Annotated in this window: 11 protein-coding genes; 6 read left to right on the top strand and 5 right to left on the bottom strand. The window is 33.0% G+C overall.

Annotation, left to right across the window (positions count from 1 at the left end):
* The 4 genes from fabG to EL260_RS00815 form a co-directional block, all read right to left on the bottom strand.
* Positions 1–744 (bottom strand): 3-oxoacyl-[acyl-carrier-protein] reductase, encoded by a 744-nt coding sequence (fabG, locus tag EL260_RS00830; protein WP_123858411.1) that lies wholly within the window; start codon positions 742–744, stop codon positions 1–3.
* A 170-nt stretch (positions 745–914) separates the two neighbouring features.
* Positions 915–2,426, bottom strand: coding sequence for a WG repeat-containing protein (locus tag EL260_RS00825; protein WP_123858410.1), 1,512 nt, complete (start codon positions 2,424–2,426; stop codon positions 915–917).
* A 7-nt stretch (positions 2,427–2,433) separates the two neighbouring features.
* Positions 2,434–3,108, bottom strand: a complete 675-nt coding sequence (rsmI, locus tag EL260_RS00820; protein WP_123858409.1) for a 16S rRNA (cytidine(1402)-2'-O)-methyltransferase — start codon at positions 3,106–3,108, stop codon at positions 2,434–2,436.
* Between the two features lie 2 nt (positions 3,109–3,110).
* On the bottom strand, positions 3,111–4,601 hold the full coding sequence (locus EL260_RS00815) for a hypothetical protein (RefSeq protein WP_123858408.1): 1,491 nt from the start codon (positions 4,599–4,601) through the stop codon (positions 3,111–3,113).
* Positions 4,602–4,662: 61 nt separating this feature from the next.
* Between EL260_RS00815 and EL260_RS00810 the strand changes: the two genes are divergently transcribed.
* The 6 genes from EL260_RS00810 (at position 4,663) to EL260_RS00785 (ending at position 13,404) form a co-directional block, all read left to right on the top strand.
* Positions 4,663–5,250: a thymidine kinase gene (locus EL260_RS00810; protein WP_123858407.1), complete on the top strand. Its 588-nt coding sequence runs from the start codon at positions 4,663–4,665 to the stop codon at positions 5,248–5,250.
* A gap of 180 nt (positions 5,251–5,430) precedes the next feature.
* Positions 5,431–7,875: a bifunctional UDP-N-acetylmuramoyl-tripeptide:D-alanyl-D-alanine ligase/alanine racemase gene (locus tag EL260_RS00805; RefSeq protein WP_123858406.1), complete on the top strand. Its 2,445-nt coding sequence runs from the start codon at positions 5,431–5,433 to the stop codon at positions 7,873–7,875.
* 2 nt (positions 7,876–7,877) lie between these two features.
* On the top strand, positions 7,878–10,034 hold the full coding sequence (locus EL260_RS00800; RefSeq protein ID WP_123858405.1) for a patatin-like phospholipase family protein: 2,157 nt from the start codon (positions 7,878–7,880) through the stop codon (positions 10,032–10,034).
* A gap of 4 nt (positions 10,035–10,038) precedes the next feature.
* Positions 10,039–10,458 (top strand): rRNA maturation RNase YbeY, encoded by a 420-nt coding sequence (gene ybeY, locus EL260_RS00795; protein WP_123858404.1) that lies wholly within the window; start codon positions 10,039–10,041, stop codon positions 10,456–10,458.
* Positions 10,459–10,603: 145 nt separating this feature from the next.
* Positions 10,604–12,466: a tRNA uridine-5-carboxymethylaminomethyl(34) synthesis enzyme MnmG gene (gene mnmG, locus EL260_RS00790; protein ID WP_123858403.1), complete on the top strand. Its 1,863-nt coding sequence runs from the start codon at positions 10,604–10,606 to the stop codon at positions 12,464–12,466.
* 116 nt (positions 12,467–12,582) lie between these two features.
* On the top strand, positions 12,583–13,404 hold the full coding sequence (locus EL260_RS00785) for a class I SAM-dependent methyltransferase (RefSeq protein ID WP_123858402.1): 822 nt from the start codon (positions 12,583–12,585) through the stop codon (positions 13,402–13,404).
* Positions 13,405–15,268: 1,864 nt separating this feature from the next.
* Here the strand turns inward: EL260_RS00785 and EL260_RS00780 are convergent.
* Positions 15,269–16,459: a phosphoglycerate kinase gene (locus EL260_RS00780; RefSeq protein ID WP_123858401.1), complete on the bottom strand. Its 1,191-nt coding sequence runs from the start codon at positions 16,457–16,459 to the stop codon at positions 15,269–15,271.
* Positions 16,460–16,900: the final 441 nt, after the last annotated feature.

Below are 16,900 nucleotides of genomic sequence, written 5' to 3'. Positions count from 1 at the left end.
TTAAGTTAACATTCCTCCGTCAACATTTAGGGTCTGCCCGGTAATGTATGATGCCATTTCGCTTCCTAAGAAAACACAAGCATTGGCTACATCAGAAGGCTGTCCTCCTTTTTTCATAGGAATTCCATCTCTCCATTCCTGAACTATTTTTTCATCCAAAATAGCGGTCATTTCTGTTTCAATGAATCCTGGAGCAATAGCATTGCATCTGATATTTCTTGATCCTAATTCTAATGCCACAGATTTGGTAAATCCAATTACTCCTGCTTTAGAAGCAGCATAGTTAGCCTGTCCAGCGTGTCCCTGAATTCCTACTACGGAAGTCATATTAATGATAGAACCAGATCTTGCTTTCATCATCGGCTTGATAACCGCTTTTGTAAGGTTGAAAACTGAATCTAGGTTTACTCTCATTACCTGATCCCAATCTTCTTTAGACATTCTCAGTAATAAGTTATCTTTTGTAATCCCTGCGTTGTTTACCAAAATATCAATCTGCCCAAACTCTGCCATTACTTCCTCTACCAACTTTTGAGCCGCATCATAATCTGATGCGTCAGATTGATATCCTTTAATTTGGGTTACAGAACTTAAAGCTGCTTCTAATTCTTTAGCTTTGTCTACAGAACCGGCATAAGTAAATGCTACTTTTGCTCCCTGTTGAGCATACATTTCAGCAATACCCTTCCCGATTCCTCTTGTAGCTCCGGTAATTAGTGCTACCTTTCCTTCTAATAATTTCATATCTCTTGACGATTATTTTTTTATAACTCATTCAGCTAGTGAAAGCTGACTCACTTAGTACAGTAATTCTTTTTCAGAATTAAACGGTTTGCAAAGATATTATAAATTGTTATTCAACACATTGAAAACATCAAAATACTGAACTTTTTTGTTAAATTTATATGATTTTGCTATAGTTCCGCTACATCATTTCTAAATCTGGTGAAATAAATTAAGTCTGTTCTTTTGTCTTTATTTAATTTCAATACTTCTTTCATCCAGAAATATTTATCATAAATGATCTCCGTTAGTGGTTCATTTTGAAAATTTAAAACTCCGTATTTTCCTTCTTTTTTTACAATGATTTCATTTTCAAAGTTTTCAAAGGCAATAATATCTTCATAATTAAACGGAACAATTTCTGTACCCTTCGCATCCAGAATACCATAAAGATTAGCGTTATTCATACAGACAAGGGGTTTTGAATACTCATTGAGGATATTAAAATATTCAACATCCTGATTCTTTATCAGTTTTACATCTTTGAGTGTAGATACAGATTGATTCATTACTGAAAATTGATAATATTGATCTTGTCTTTTAATAATCATATTTTCAGGATAAAAACCAACGATCTGATCTCCATCATTCAGCATATTTTTAAGTTCCTTGTCCAAAAGTTTTTCCTCTCTCCCCTTTTTCAGATAAATAAAATCTTTGCCAGAAATTGTAAAGTTTTTAATAAAGTTATATTCCTGAGGAAAAATTATATTACCCTGTAGATCTACAATACCCGATTGATCAGATTTATCACTGTAAACTCTGAAAAGATGGTTAGATAATGGATATAGATATTTAAAATTATTAGGATAAAATTTCTGATCTTTCTTATAAAAAACCGTTGTTTTATTGCTTTTTCTGAGATAAATATATTCTTTCTTACCAAAATATTCCGGGGTAATATCACTATAGATTTCATCCGCTATGATATTATCTTGAGCATCAATTAGTCCATATTTTCCGGTTGTCTTATTTTGAGTAATGAGGTAAGGATAGGCATTTATATCTATCACATTTTTTGAAAATTTATGCAAAGTTTGTCCGTTGCTCCCAATGATCTCACTTTGATTGTCTTCATTGCTGATAAGAGCTTTTCCATTTTCAAAATTGTAATCATCCTTAAATTCTCTATCACTAATCTGCTTTCCATTAAAGTCATACAGGAACCATTTTTTATCTTTTAAAACAAAAAAGGCCTCCTTTCCGGCAAAGTGAATCTTGTCTGAATCTGGAATGATAAGTTTTCCGTTATAATCATAAACAGCTTCTTTCCCTTGTCTTGAAGCAATAATACGTTCTTTACTCCACCAGGGCGTATTGAAATCCTGATCTTCAAGAGGAAGCAATTCATTTCCTTTTTCGTCAATAATTGCAGATTTTCTTCTATTTTCTTCCTCAGAATAAAGAATAAACCTGTTTTTAAAAATATGAGAAATTCCGCCTTTGTATGAAGATTCAAAAGTGATATTTCCTGTAGCATCTACGATACCCAATTTTTTGGAAGCAGGATCAAATGCAATCCCGAATCCATCAGAAAATGAGCTTACCTCCCGCCCAGTCTTTTTGGAAAGAAGAACTTTAGTGTATTGGTTAGTTTGCGCCATACAAACTGTAGAACACAATACAAAAATTAGTTTTTTCAATTAAAATTTAAATAGAATTATTGACAATAAGAACAATCTCCCCTTTTAAAGTTTTACTCTTGGAAAATTCAATTAATTCATTGATTGTTCCGCGTTTAGTTTCTTCAAACTTCTTGGAAATTTCACGGCTTAAACTTGCTTTTGTGTTTTCACCAAAGAATTCCTTAATCTGTTCTAATGTCGTGTTGATCTTGTGTGGACTTTCGTACAACACAATGGTTTTCTTTTCTTCAGCAAGCTGCTTTAACTTGGTTTGTCTTCCTTTCTTTTGTGGCAAAAACCCGGCAAATAGAAACTCGTTATTGGGAAGCCCGGAAACCACCAGAGCCGGAATCAAGGCTGTTGCACCGGGAAGGCAGATCATTTCAATATTGTTATCTGCTCCTGCTTTTGCCAATAAATATCCAGGATCTGAAATTCCAGGAGTTCCTGCATCAGTAATGATGGCAATATTCTGACCGTTCTTCAGGTCTGTAATTACTTTCTCCGTGGCCTGATGTTCATTATGTAAATGATACGATTTTAATGGCTTAGAGATTTCAAAATGTTTTAAAAGTATTCCGGAAGTTCTGGTATCTTCACATAAAATATAATCAACATCTTTTAGGACATTTACTGCCCTGAAAGTCATATCTTCCAGGTTCCCAACGGGTGTGGGAACAAAATATAGGATTCCGCTCAAAATTATAAAAATTTATTTTCCACCAATATCCAAAGTCGCTGAGCATATTCGTCCACTTTGCTCCATTTTCTTTCGTAATAAAGGTCGCTCAGGTATTCTTTGGCTTCCTCCAGTGTTCTGAAATGATTCAACTGCGCTACTGTATCATTAAGATCCGTTTGGCTTCCTTCAAATAACATTTTTGAAAAAGCTATTCTATCATTCAAATCCAATTTAAACTCTGGTTTTGGCTTTTCAGCTTCCATAAAGTTGGTAGGAATGTTAGTATTCATAATACTTCCGCTCTCTTCTTTTATAGATTCAGATTGGTTTTCTTTTGGAAAATCTCTTTCCAATGGATCATCATCAAACAGGGATTGAACAGCTTTCAACCCTTTGATATTGGCTAATTTTATTTTTTTCTCCTGATGATATTCATCTAAATTTTCAAAACTTTCATCAGAAGGATGTATTTCTGTTTCTTCGGGAACAGCTTTATCTATTTCAACAATTTTTCTTCTGTCATGCACTTCTGCTAGAACATTTTCTCCCAATATTTCCTTTTCAGAATGTTCATTTTTGATGTCATTCACAATATTTTCTACATTGGAGGTTTCACTGCCCAATTCCCCCTGTTCTAGAGAGATTGTGGAAGCCACAAATTGTTCTTCATTTTCTTCAATAAGTATTTCGTCATCAAGCATTTCAGTATCAAAAATACTTGGAATGGTTTCTCTAACTTTATTTTCATTGGTATTACTTACTTCTGCAAAATCTACCTCTTTTTTATCTTCAATTTCATCATCACCATCTATCTCATTCAGTTGGTTATTAAAGATGGCTTCTTCTTCTGTCACTTCATCTTCAAACATATCTTCATTGATATCTTCATCAGAATCAGGTTTTGCATCCGAAAGAATTTTCTCTTCATCTACGAAATTGAGCACATCTTCATGGGCAATTGAATATTCATTTTCATCTATTTCATTCAATTGATTGTTAAAAATCGCTTCCTCTTCCGTTACTTCATCAGAGTGTATAGGTTGCTGAATATTGTCAACTGCTCTTACTTCATTATTTTCCGCCACAAAGCTAATGATATTTTCATGGAACTCATTTTCAACAATCTCATTCAATTGATTGTTAAAAACAGCTTCCTCTTCATCAGATCCGATGATAAAACTGTCATTTTCATGCTCATCAATTTCGTTCAGCTCATTATTAAAAATAGCTTCTTCTTCTGTTACTTCATTTCCAGAATCATGATGATGATGATCTCCTTCTCCAGAAGCAAAAGAAACAGGATGACTGCCTGAGTGTAGAGCTGGTTCTTCTGTTACGAAATATTCTATGTTTTTTTCCAGCAATTTCAAAAAAGAAATTCTGTTAGCAAGCTCATCTACAAGATCTTGCTTGGAAAGTAATTCATCTACGTTATTTATTTTGTCAAGATTATCGATGATATTCTTAGACTCAAATAAAATCTTTTCCTTTAAATCTTGGATATTTTGCATAATAAGATTCTTATTAAAATTGCTTACTTTTGATGTTGAAAATATACGGCTAATTTAACAAATGTTTTTAGAAAATACAATTAATCATTCCAAACAAAGTGGTTGGATGGAAGTGATTTGTGGCTCTATGTTTTCGGGTAAAACCGAGGAGTTGATTCGAAGATTACGTAGAGCAGAAATGGCAGGACAGAATGTGGAAATTTTTAAACCGAAACTGGATATCCGGTATTCTGAAGAGGACGTTGTTTCTCATAATCAGAATAAAATCCGCAGTACTGCAGTAGATAATCCGAATGAGATTCTCCTTCTGGCATCCAATTGTGATGTAGTAGGAATAGATGAAGCCCAGTTTTTCGACGAAAGCATTGTTGAGATATCCAACCAACTGGCTAACAGTGGAATAAGAGTAGTAATTGCAGGATTAGACATGGATTTTTTGGGCCGTCCTTTCGGGCCAATGCCCAATTTGATGGCTACTGCAGAATATGTTACAAAAGTGCATGCTATTTGCAAGAGAACCGGGAACCTTGCCAATTATTCTATGAGAACTTCTCAGGGAGATAATCTTGTAGAACTGGGTGAAACTGAAAGTTATGAAGCCGTAAGCCGTCGTGTTTTTATTGATGAAGTGCTTTCAAAAAGAAAGTAATTAATGGCAATAAAAGCCCGAACATAAAATATATTTACTTCATATAATATAAATGAAAAACGAAAAAGTAATATTGTAAAATTCCAAAGGAGATCTGCTTATCTGGATGAGCTCTTCTAACCTCTTTGCCATTTTACCTTTTTGCAATTTCGTCTTAAAAATAAAGCAGAAAGGGTACCAATGAATTACACAGTACAACAAATTGCAAAGATCACCAATGCAGAGATTATTGGAGACAAGAATTTAGTGATTAAAAATATAGCTTATGACAGCAGGATTATTTATTCTATAAAGAATACTGCATTTATTGCTATCAACACCCATAAAAATTCTGGCGAAAAGTTCATTGAAGCTGCTATAGATAGAGGAATCAATATTATTATTTCCGAACATCAATATCCACAGTATGAAAATATCACGTGGGTTATTGTAAAAAATTCCGTGGATTTTCTACAGCAATTAGCTAAGTATCACTTCGAAAATTCTCATTTAAGATCCATCGGAATCACCGGAAGTAATGGAAAAACCATTTTAAAAGAATGGCTGTACCAATGTTTATGGAATGAATTCCCTACTGTAAAAAGCCCAAAGAGTTTTAACTCTCAGATAGGACTTCCTCTTTCGCTCCTTCAAATCAATGATTCTCATCAACTGGGAATTTTTGAAGTAGGAATTTCTCAGCCGAACGAAATGGAAAAGCTTGAAAATATTTTTCATCCTCAGATCGGATTGTTAACGCACATCGGAACAGCTCACGCTGCCAACTTTTCTTCCGAAGAGGAACTGATTGATGAAAAGATTAAACTTTTCAAAGAGTCTGAAGTTATTATTTATAATGGTGACCATTCTTTGGTAGATCAGAAAATAAAAAAATTATACCCAGATAAAAAATTAATCTCTTACGGATTTAAAGAAACAAATAATGTCTTCATCAAAAAAAATACTAAGGATGAAAACATCATTGTTGAATATTTTGGTGAGGAAATCAGTTTTCCGGCTCATCAGAGAGACGAATCAACGTTAACCAATGCTACGGCGCTTATCGCAGTCCTTAAGGTGTTACAGATCGAAAATAAAAAGATCGTTGAAAAAATCAACCTTTTAAAGGCCGTTGAAATGAGGCTTGAAGCAATTGAAGGAATTAAAGGCAATATTGTTATCAACGATTCTTTCAACCTGGATCTTGATTCTTTGAAAACTGCCCTGCAATTTTTGAAGGAATACAATAAACCCAAAAAATCTCTGGTCTTAACTGATATTGTAGGAGTGAATACCAATTCTCAGGAATTATACGAAGAAGTTTCCGAATTGGTTAATGAACAAAATTTTGACTCAGTATACCTGATTGGTGATGAAATATCAAAGTTTAGTGAATTATTTAAATCTAAAACTTATACTTTCATTGATACCAAAGAACTGATCGAAAGCAAACATCTATCTGAAATCGAAAACCAGATCATTCTTCTGAAAGGAGCCCGAAAATTTGAAATTGAAAAATTAAAAGATGTTCTTGAGCTTAGAAAACATGATACGGTTTTAGAAATTAATTTAAATGCTATTCTTCATAATATCAATTATCACAAATCTCTTTTAAAGCCACAAACAAAAATGATGGCTATGGTAAAAGCCAATGCTTACGGTTTGGGGAGTTATGAAATTGCAGAGTTTTTGCAACATCACCACATTGATTATTTAGGAGTAGCTTTCGCCGATGAAGGGGTTGAACTTCGTAAAAAAGGAATTACCACTCCTATTATTGTAATGAATCCGGAGCAACATAGCTATCAGACCATCATTGAATATAATCTGGAACCTGAAATTTATAGTTTCAGAGTGATGGAATTATTTTATGAAGCCGTACAGAAATCCGGATATGATAAAAAATATCCTATCCATATTAAACTGGAAACAGGAATGCATCGTCTTGGATTTAAAGATTTTGAATTGGATCAATTAAGTGAAACTTTAAGTCAGAAAAATCTTACAATTCAAAGTATCTTCAGTCATTTATCTTCCTCAGACATGCCAGAAGAGAAAGAATTTACTTTAAGACAAATGGAAGTTTTTGAAAAAAACTCAAGTCACCTGATTGAAAAATTAGGGTATACTCCTCTTCGACACATTTTAAATTCTTCCGGAATAACAAGCTATACAGATCATCAATATGATATGGTAAGAATTGGTATTGGCATGCTTGGAGAATCTCCGGATATTGAAATTCAGAAACAATTACAGTCTGTGGTAAGTTTTAAAACCGTAATTTCACAGATATCAATGGTTGAAAACGGTGAATCTGTTGGATATAGCAGAAGATTTAAACCAGATCATCTGACAAAGATCGCTACGATCCCAGTTGGATATGCTGATGGGATTCCAAGACTGATCGGAAACCAGATTGGAAGTCTGGGAGTCAATAAGGTATTGGTTCCAATTGTTGGAAATATCTGTATGGATATGATGATGATTAATGTAGAAAATGTTCCGAATGTAAAGGAAGGCGACATGGTAACCGTCTTTAATGCAAAACCAAGTTTAAAAGAATTCGCAGGATACTGCAAAACGATAACCTATGAAGTATTAACATCCATTTCGCCCCGGGTGAAACGGATCTATATAAAAGATTAACTATGAGAAAACTCCTGATTCTTCTTTTCATATTCCAATTGCTATGGATCCAATCGCAGGTAAAAAAAGACCTGGTGATTCCGAAAAACCCTAAAATAGGACTGTCGCTTGCCGGTGGTGGTGCCAAAGGTTTTTCACATGTAGGAGTACTTAAAGTATTAGATTCATTAGGAGTAAAAGTAGACTATATTGCCGGAACCAGTATGGGTGCCATCGTTGGTGGTCTGTACGCTTCCGGATATTCTGGAAAAGAAATAGAAAAAATCGTAATGGATACGGATTTCTATTCTTTAATTATGGATCCAAAATCAAGACAGGAATCCAGCTTTTTCAATAAATCTGTTGATAAATATCTTTTATCTATTCCCTTAAAAAACGGAAAAATTACTCTTCCCTCTTCCATCAGTACAGGACAGAGAAACGTCTATCTTCTGAAAGAACTTTTAAAAAATGTCTCCAATATTGAAGACTTTTCTAAAATGCCCATTCCTTTTTTATGTGTAGCTACCAACCTTGAAAGCGGAAATATGCAGATCTTCGAAAAAGGAGATTTGGTACAGTCTATCATGGCCAGTTCTGCATTTCCATCTCTAATGGATCCCGTTAAAATTGGGGATAGTATTTATATTGATGGAGCAATGACGGTAAATTACCCTTCCAAGCCATTAAAAGATCGAGGAATTGATATCGTTATTGGAGTAGATCTGAACCAAGATCTATCCAAAAGAGAGGATTTAAACAATATTATATCAATACTGAACCAGGTTATTGATTTCGGAATCAAGAAAGATACAAGAAAACAGTATAAATACACGGATATTAACATTAAACCTAACCTTAAAGGAATGTCTGCTACAAGTTATGATGAAAAGAAAAAAATACTAGACAGCGGCTATGTGGAAGGTTTAAAATATTCTCAGGTATTGGATCAACTGCCTAAACGTCCATTTGACCGTCTCAGACAGCGTGTAAATCCAATATATTCCAACGTATACAAGATAGACAGTATTTCCATAGAAGGAAGCAAGATTTATGGTAAAAACTATACCCTGGGGAAAATGGGACTGCGTCTCCCCTCTTTGCAAACCTATGGGAACATCAATAAAATGGTTGATAAATTGGTTGCTACCAACAACTATAAATTCATTAATTATGATATTGTTCAGGAGAATGATGCCAATTATTTAAAGCTTTATGTCACGGAAGATGACGCAAGACATTTTGTAAAATTCGGATTGCATTATGATGAAATTTTTAAAACAGGTCTGCTTCTGAACTATTCGGCAAAAAGACTTTTATTTAAAAATTCGAACCTTTCGGTAGATGTAGTGGTAGGCGATAAATTAAGGTATTATCTGAACTATTTTATTGATAACGGTTACATTCCCGGATTTGGTATTTATTCATCCGGAATGAGTTTTGATCTTAAAAATGTAGATAATAATGTTATTGATAAATGGGAATGGATGAGAAACGAGGCGTATATACAATCTGTATGGAAGGACAAATACGCTATTGGCGGTGGTATAAGCCATGACTACTTTAAAGCTGAAATTAATGGTGATAACAGACGTTACAGCCGCTTTTTAAATCCATATATATTCCTGAAGACTGATACGCAGGATGACAAAGAATTTGCAACAAAAGGAATCTATTTTGTTGCTGAGGGAAAAGTAATAGACCTTTTAAAATCTGAAGTAGAAAAAAGAATCGTTCAGATAAAGGCAGATTTAAAGATTAATATTCCATTAGGAAAGCAATTCACTTACCGTCTTAATTTATTTGGAGGGATAACCCTTGGAGAAAACCTTCCCCCTTATTATCAATACCGATTGGGAGGAATTTTTGAACAGAATGTTCTCAATTTTAAACGTTTTGGAGGGTTTTATTTTGCTCAATTATATACCAATAATGTAATATTGGCATCTAATGATCTTCAGTTTAAGTTTAACAAAAACTATTTTATCAGCGGAAATTTTAGCTTTGCCAACCTATCCAATGACATTAAATTTGAAGACGCAGTTAAAGTAAATTATAGTTCGCTAGGTATTACAGCTGGATACAAATCTCCTTTCGGACAAATTAAAGTTAACTTCAGTCACTCACTAAAAAACAATCAAAAAGGCATATTCAGTGTTATTTTAGGACACTGGTTTTAATACAATGATACAATTCTTTTACGAAAATTTACCGGAGTCGGTAGATACAGATTACAAACAATGGCTGGAAGATTTAATTCTTTCAGAAGGAAAAAAACTAGGAGAAATCAACTACATTTTCTGTGATGATGAATATCTTCTGAAGATTAATCAGGATTATTTGCAGCATGATTATTATACCGATATCATCACTTTTGATTATGTAAAAGGCAAGACAATAAGCGCTGAGATTTTCGTATCTTTGCAACGCATTTCTGATAACGCTTCTACCCTTTCCCGAGATTATGAAGATGAATTAAGAAGGGTTTTAGCCCATGGAATTTTACATCTTATAGGCTATAAAGACAAGACGGAAGAAGAGGAAAAAGAGATGCGAAGAATGGAAGATTTGTACTTAGCAAAGTATAGAGATTTAAAAGATTAAATTAAATAATCACTTAAAGTCTGATATGTAAAGTACTCTATTCTAGTAATAATATACATTTACTTAGAGTGCATTCTTCAAAAATGTTTCACGTGAAACATTGGTAATTAAAGTTAAGGTTTAAGCTTAAACAAGCGAGATAAAAATGATTTCAGAAATATATGATGTAATCGTAGTAGGAGCAGGACACGCAGGATGTGAAGCAGCAGCAGCAGCAGCTAACCTGGGTTCAAAAACGCTATTGATTACAATGAATATGCAGACCATCGGACAGATGAGTTGCAACCCCGCAATGGGTGGAATCGCAAAAGGACAAATCGTAAGAGAGATTGACGCAATGGGAGGATATTCCGGAATTGTAGCAGACAAATCTGCCATACAATTCAAAATGCTAAATCTTTCAAAAGGTCCTGCTATGTGGTCCCCAAGAACCCAAAATGACAGAATGCTTTTTGCCGAAGAATGGCGAATGGCTTTAGAGAATACTCCTAATCTTGATTTCTTTCAGGATATGGTGAAACAACTGATTGTTGAAAATAATAAAGTAACCGGAGTTATCACTTCTTTAGGAATTGAGATTAAAGCAAAATCTGTAGTTCTTACCAACGGAACTTTTCTTAACGGATTAATTCACGTAGGAGATAAACAACTAGGTGGTGGAAGAATGGGTGAGCCAAGAGCATTTGGTATCACAGAACAATTAGTCAGCTTAGGTTTCGAAGCCGGAAGGATGAAAACCGGTACTCCCCCAAGAGTGGATGGAAGAAGTTTGGATTATTCAAAAATGGAAGAACAGAAAGGAGATGAAAATCCTCAAAAGTTCAGCTATCTTGATACGCCTAAATTAACAAAACAATTAAGTTGTCATATTGTATATACTAACGAAACGGTACATGATATTCTTCGTGAAGGTTTTGATAGGAGTCCAATGTTCAATGGAACAATTCAAAGTTTAGGTCCAAGATACTGCCCAAGTATTGAAGATAAAATTAATCGTTTTGCAGAAAGAAACAGACATCAGCTTTTTGTAGAACCGGAAGGATGGAAAACTGTTGAGATCTACGTAAACGGATTCAGTTCTTCTCTTCCGGAGGACGTTCAGATCAAAGCCATGAAACATATTCCAGGATTTGAAAATGTAAAAGTTTTCCGTCCGGGATATGCTATTGAATATGATTACTTCCCTCCTACCCAATTGAAACATACTCTGGAAACAAAATTGATTGATAATTTATATTTCGCAGGACAGATCAATGGAACAACAGGATATGAAGAAGCAGCAGGTCAAGGTCTGATCGCCGGAATCAATGCCCATAATAAAGTTCACGAAAAAGATGACTTTATTTTGAACAGAGACGAAGCTTATATTGGAGTACTAATTGATGATTTGATTACAAAAGGAACTGAAGAACCTTACAGAATGTTTACTTCACGTGCTGAATACAGACTTCTACTGAGACAAGATAATGCAGATATCAGATTAACTGAGAAAGCTTATCAACTAGGATTAGCAAAAGAAGAAAGATTAAGAAAGGTAGAAGCGAAAATAACTGAAAGTCAACAACTTGAAGAGTTTTTACGTGAAACATCTTTAAAACCAGGTGTCATTAACCCTATTCTTGAATCTATAGAAAGTAATCCTGTAGATCAGGCTTACAGAGCTTCCCAGTTTCTAACAAGACCCAATATTACTTTAGAAAAACTTGAGGCAATTGATTTTATTAAAGAAACTTCTTCTCAATACAACGATGAAGTAAGAGAACAGGCTGAAATCAATATCAAGTACAAAGGATATATTGAAAAAGAAAAGGAGAACGTAGCCAAGTTAAACCGTCTGGAAAATATTAAAATCCCAGAAGGATTTGATTATATGAACCTTTCAAGCCTTTCTGCAGAGGCTAAGCAGAAGATGTCTAACGTGCGTCCTAAGACGATTGCACAGGCAGGCAGGATAAGTGGCGTTTCTCCTGCTGATATTAACGTTTTGCTAGTGTATTTAGGACGTTAAAAATAAAATGTTTCACGTGAAACATTTCTTACAATAAAAACGAAAATTAAGGTATTTATAAGCTCCTAAAGTTTATAAATATCTTAATTTTTTAAATATAATAGATTTCGACTTCAATGAAAATAAAAGATCATTTTCTTTCACAGGAAATATTTGAAATTAAAGAAACAGAAACAAAGGGAGTTTATAAAACCTCCCCTATCCCTTCCAATATTTCCAGATATTACGAAAGTGAAGATTACATTTCGCATCACCAGGATTCAGGAAGCCTGAAAGAAAAATTATATAAATTTCTTCAGTCTTTTAATCTACAATACAAGAAAAATATCCTGGTAGACAGAATTAAAAAAGGATCTAAAGTATTAGACTATGGATGTGGTGCCGGAGAATTTGTAAAATATATAGAAAATGATTTTGAAACTTTCGGATTCGAACCTGATGCAGATGCAAGAAAAGCAGCGCAGCGTAAAATTACAAAAGCAATAATTCTGGATGATATTCAAAAAATTGAAGACAAAAGCTTAGATGCAATTACATTATGGCATGTATTTGAGCATGTAGAGAACCAGGATGAAATGCTAAATATTTTTCGATCGAAATTAAAAGACAAAGGGCTTCTTATTATTGCCGTACCCAACCCTACTTCTTACGATGCAAAACATTATAAAGAATATTGGGCTGCATATGATGTACCAAGACACATCTACCATTTTTCCAAAAATGGAATGGAAAATCTAATTTCTAAAAAACCGGATTGGAAAATGAGAAAGATTAAACCTTTGGTTCTTGATTCCTATTACATTTCTATGTTGAGCGAAAAATATAAAAAATCACCTCTATTCTGGTTAAAAGCAACCTTCTATGGAACAATTTCGAACATAAAAGCCCTTTTTTCAAACGAATTTTCAAGTTTGATATACATTATCGAAAAAAAATAGAAAATCGATTTTTACCCCATTTCTGAAAGCTATTTTTCAGCATTTAGACCGAAAAAAATAAAAACTCACGGAATTCTTCTCTGAGTTTTTATTTTTTTAAAATCACTTTACCTATTATAATCTCAGTTCGATTTTAAAAATTGAAATAAATTTCTAAAAATATTCTTTACTCCCCTACTCCACTTTTAGCAAACATATTTTTTAAATGAAGGAATGAGCATCAACAAAATCCCGAGAGACCCGAAAAATGTACATCTTGGAAAAAGGAGAGAATTAGCTTCAAAAAAAGTAAATATTCAATTTTAGAAAATTAATTCCTACAAAAACACCTTGTTTTAGCCATTATTTTCAATTTGCATATAAATCCTCAAGAAATAATAGTTTTTCGATTTTACAAGTATTTCTGAAGGTCAATTTTCCGCGTTTTACAAAAAAAAACATAAAATTATCTTGAAGCTCATGAGTAATACAATTTAAATTTTTTAATAGAGCTCATAATTTCCAATTTTAAAAAATCAAATTAGACTCCCTACTCTCTCGTGTAAAAATGAAAAATTTATTACTAAGGAAAAAGTATTTAGGAAAATTTTTAGAATTGACTTTGCTATAGCTTATTCAAATTTTAAAAAATAATTTGATTGAGTCTGGAACCTCAATCATTTCAAAAGAAATTAATTTAGGAAACAAATTGTGATTTCCTACCAGTTCACAACACGTGAAATATAAAAATTACAAATTCCTAAAAAAAATCATGTAAAAATTTTAAATTCATTTTCAATGTTAGCCTGATACATATTATTTTACACCATTAAACAATACAAAATTAGTTTAAATATTGATTTACAATACATTAAACCAAAAAAAAACAAGTATGATAAAAGATAATACTTGCAAGATAAAATTAGCATAAATCATAAAAGAATAAGAATAAAATAGATACATATAATTACGTTTAACCTCTCATTTACAATTAAATACAATACCAATAATCAATCATGGAAATTCATAAAATAGGAATCTAGAAATAATGGATCATAACGTATAATTGTTAATATGAGCAATTATAAATCAGATTATTAACTCCAATTTGTTTCAAAGAAATTGACTAATCAAAATTATTTGTAAATAAAAGATTAAGCTCAAGATTAATCTCAAAATAGATTTTTGAAAAAAACTCAAGTATGTTAAATGACTGCACTTTCTATGCTCATTCAAAAAAATTCAATAGAATTAATAAACTCTATAGATTTTCCCTTAAAAATAAATTTCTAGATAATGATAATGATCTGAAGAAAATTACTAAACCAACGAACAAAGAATAATTAATATAGATCTTCTGCCCACATAAAGTAGCTTGCATCTTAAACAAGAATTTCAAAAGCTATTTTTTTTCTGTAAGTAATCAAATGTTTCTTTTAAATTGTAAGAAAAGAACAACTCCTGTTCCTTATATTTTCACTCCGTAAAATGAATATAAACCATATATCTGTACCAAAAATCTTTCCTTAGTTGTTCCAAAAAATAAGATAAAAAGTAGTTTTCGCCTACTGAAATCTATCCTTTTTGAATATATCAAAATTATAAAATTCAAACAAAATACTTCATTATCGATGGATAAAAACACATGATTAAATCTTAATAATTCTCTTTTGTATTAAGATTTATTGTATCGTATTTTCCTTTATTCACCGGTATAAAAACGTAACATTCACTAAATCAAAACACCTAAACTAAATATAACCTAAGGTTATATCTAAAAGTTATAAAACCTTCGATGAATTCAGGATTTCTCAATGAAAATACAGACATAAAAAAGCCTGCTAATATTATTAGCAGGCTTCAAAATATTGAAATTTAATCTCTATTAATTGTTGATCGCAGCTACTCCTGGAAGCTCAAGTCCTTCAAGGCTTTCAAGCATTGCTCCGCCTCCTGTAGAAACATAACTTACTTTATCAGCATATCCAAATTGCTTCACGAACGCAACACTGTCACCACCTCCTACTAGAGAGAAAGCTCCTAATCTTGTTGCTTCAGCAATACTGTCTCCAAGAGCGATAGTTCCTCCTGCAAAATGTGACATTTCAAAAACACCAATCGGACCATTCCAAAGAATTGTTCTTGAGTTTAATAATACATCATTAAATTGATCTCTTGATTTGTGACCAGCATCCAATCCCATCCATCCTTCAGGAATTGCATAGATATCTACTTCTTTTCTTTCCACATCATTACTGAAACTTTCAGCGATGATGGCATCAGATGGAAGGTATACTTTTACTTTATGCTCTTTAGCTTTCGCTAAAATTTCCAAAGCCAAAGGAAGTTTATCATCTTCTACTAATGAGTTTCCGATTTTCCCTCCTAATGCTTTAATAAATGTGAACGCCATTCCTCCACCGATAATCAAATTATCTATTGCGGGAAGAATATTTTCTATAATGGTTATCTTAGTTGAAACCTTAGATCCACCCAAAATTGCAGTAATTGGTTTCTCACCACTTTTCAAAACTTTATCAATCGCCTGAAGTTCTTTAGCCATTAATAAACCGAAAAATTTAGTTGATTGGAAAAACTTAGCGATTACAGCTGTAGAAGCATGGGCTCTGTGTGCAGTTCCGAAAGCATCATTCACATAAGCATCACCTAATTTAGAAAGCTTTTCAGCAAAACCTTCATCACCTTTTTCTTCTTCATTATGAAAACGAACATTTTCCAATAATAAAATTTCTCCTGGTTTCAAATCAGCAGCAGCCTGTTCAGCTTTCTCTCCGATGCATTCATTAACGAACTTCACTTCCTTTCCAAGAACATTTGAAACCTCGCCAATGATATGTTTTAGAGAAAACTCATCTTTCACTTCTCCTTTCGGCCTTCCAAGGTGTGTCATTAAAATTACAGAACCGCCATCCTGAAGGATTTTTTCAACAGTTGGTTTCACTGCTACAATTCTGGTATTGTCAGACACATTCAACTGGTCATCCTGTGGAACATTGAAGTCAACTCTTACAAGAGCTTTCTTATCTTTAAAATTGAAGTCGTTAATTGTTTTCATTTTTATATTTAGATTTATTTTTTCTGAGATTTTATGTAATCCCCTATCCGGGCCAGGTTACAATTCAACAAATTCCGGCAGGGTCAATTCCATAAATTCCTTTGATTTTTCGTTTCACAAATGTAAGGTTTTAAACTTTTTCAACAGATTGATCGAAATAAAAGTTTTCAAAAACTTTCCCCGAAGCCAATCACTCACTAATCAACAATTCTTTATCTCTTTTAAAAAAAAATAAAGCTGTTGTTGTTATGTATTGTTAGTAACGGGGATAAGTTTTAAGTATAAAGTTGATAATACTCAACTGGTACATAATTCATAAATAACTCACAACATAAATCTCTGTAAACCTGTATATTCAGACACTTATTCACAATTGTTGATAACTTTCCTAATAAAGCATTATTAGTTATTTTATTATGGAAAAGCCTGGGGATAGCTGGA

The sequence above is a fragment of the Chryseobacterium nakagawai genome (genome assembly GCF_900637665.1).
GTDB classification, from domain to species: domain Bacteria; phylum Bacteroidota; class Bacteroidia; order Flavobacteriales; family Weeksellaceae; genus Chryseobacterium; species Chryseobacterium nakagawai.
Note: the sequence above shows the minus strand (reverse complement) of the source record. Positions and strands in the feature narration are given on the sequence as shown.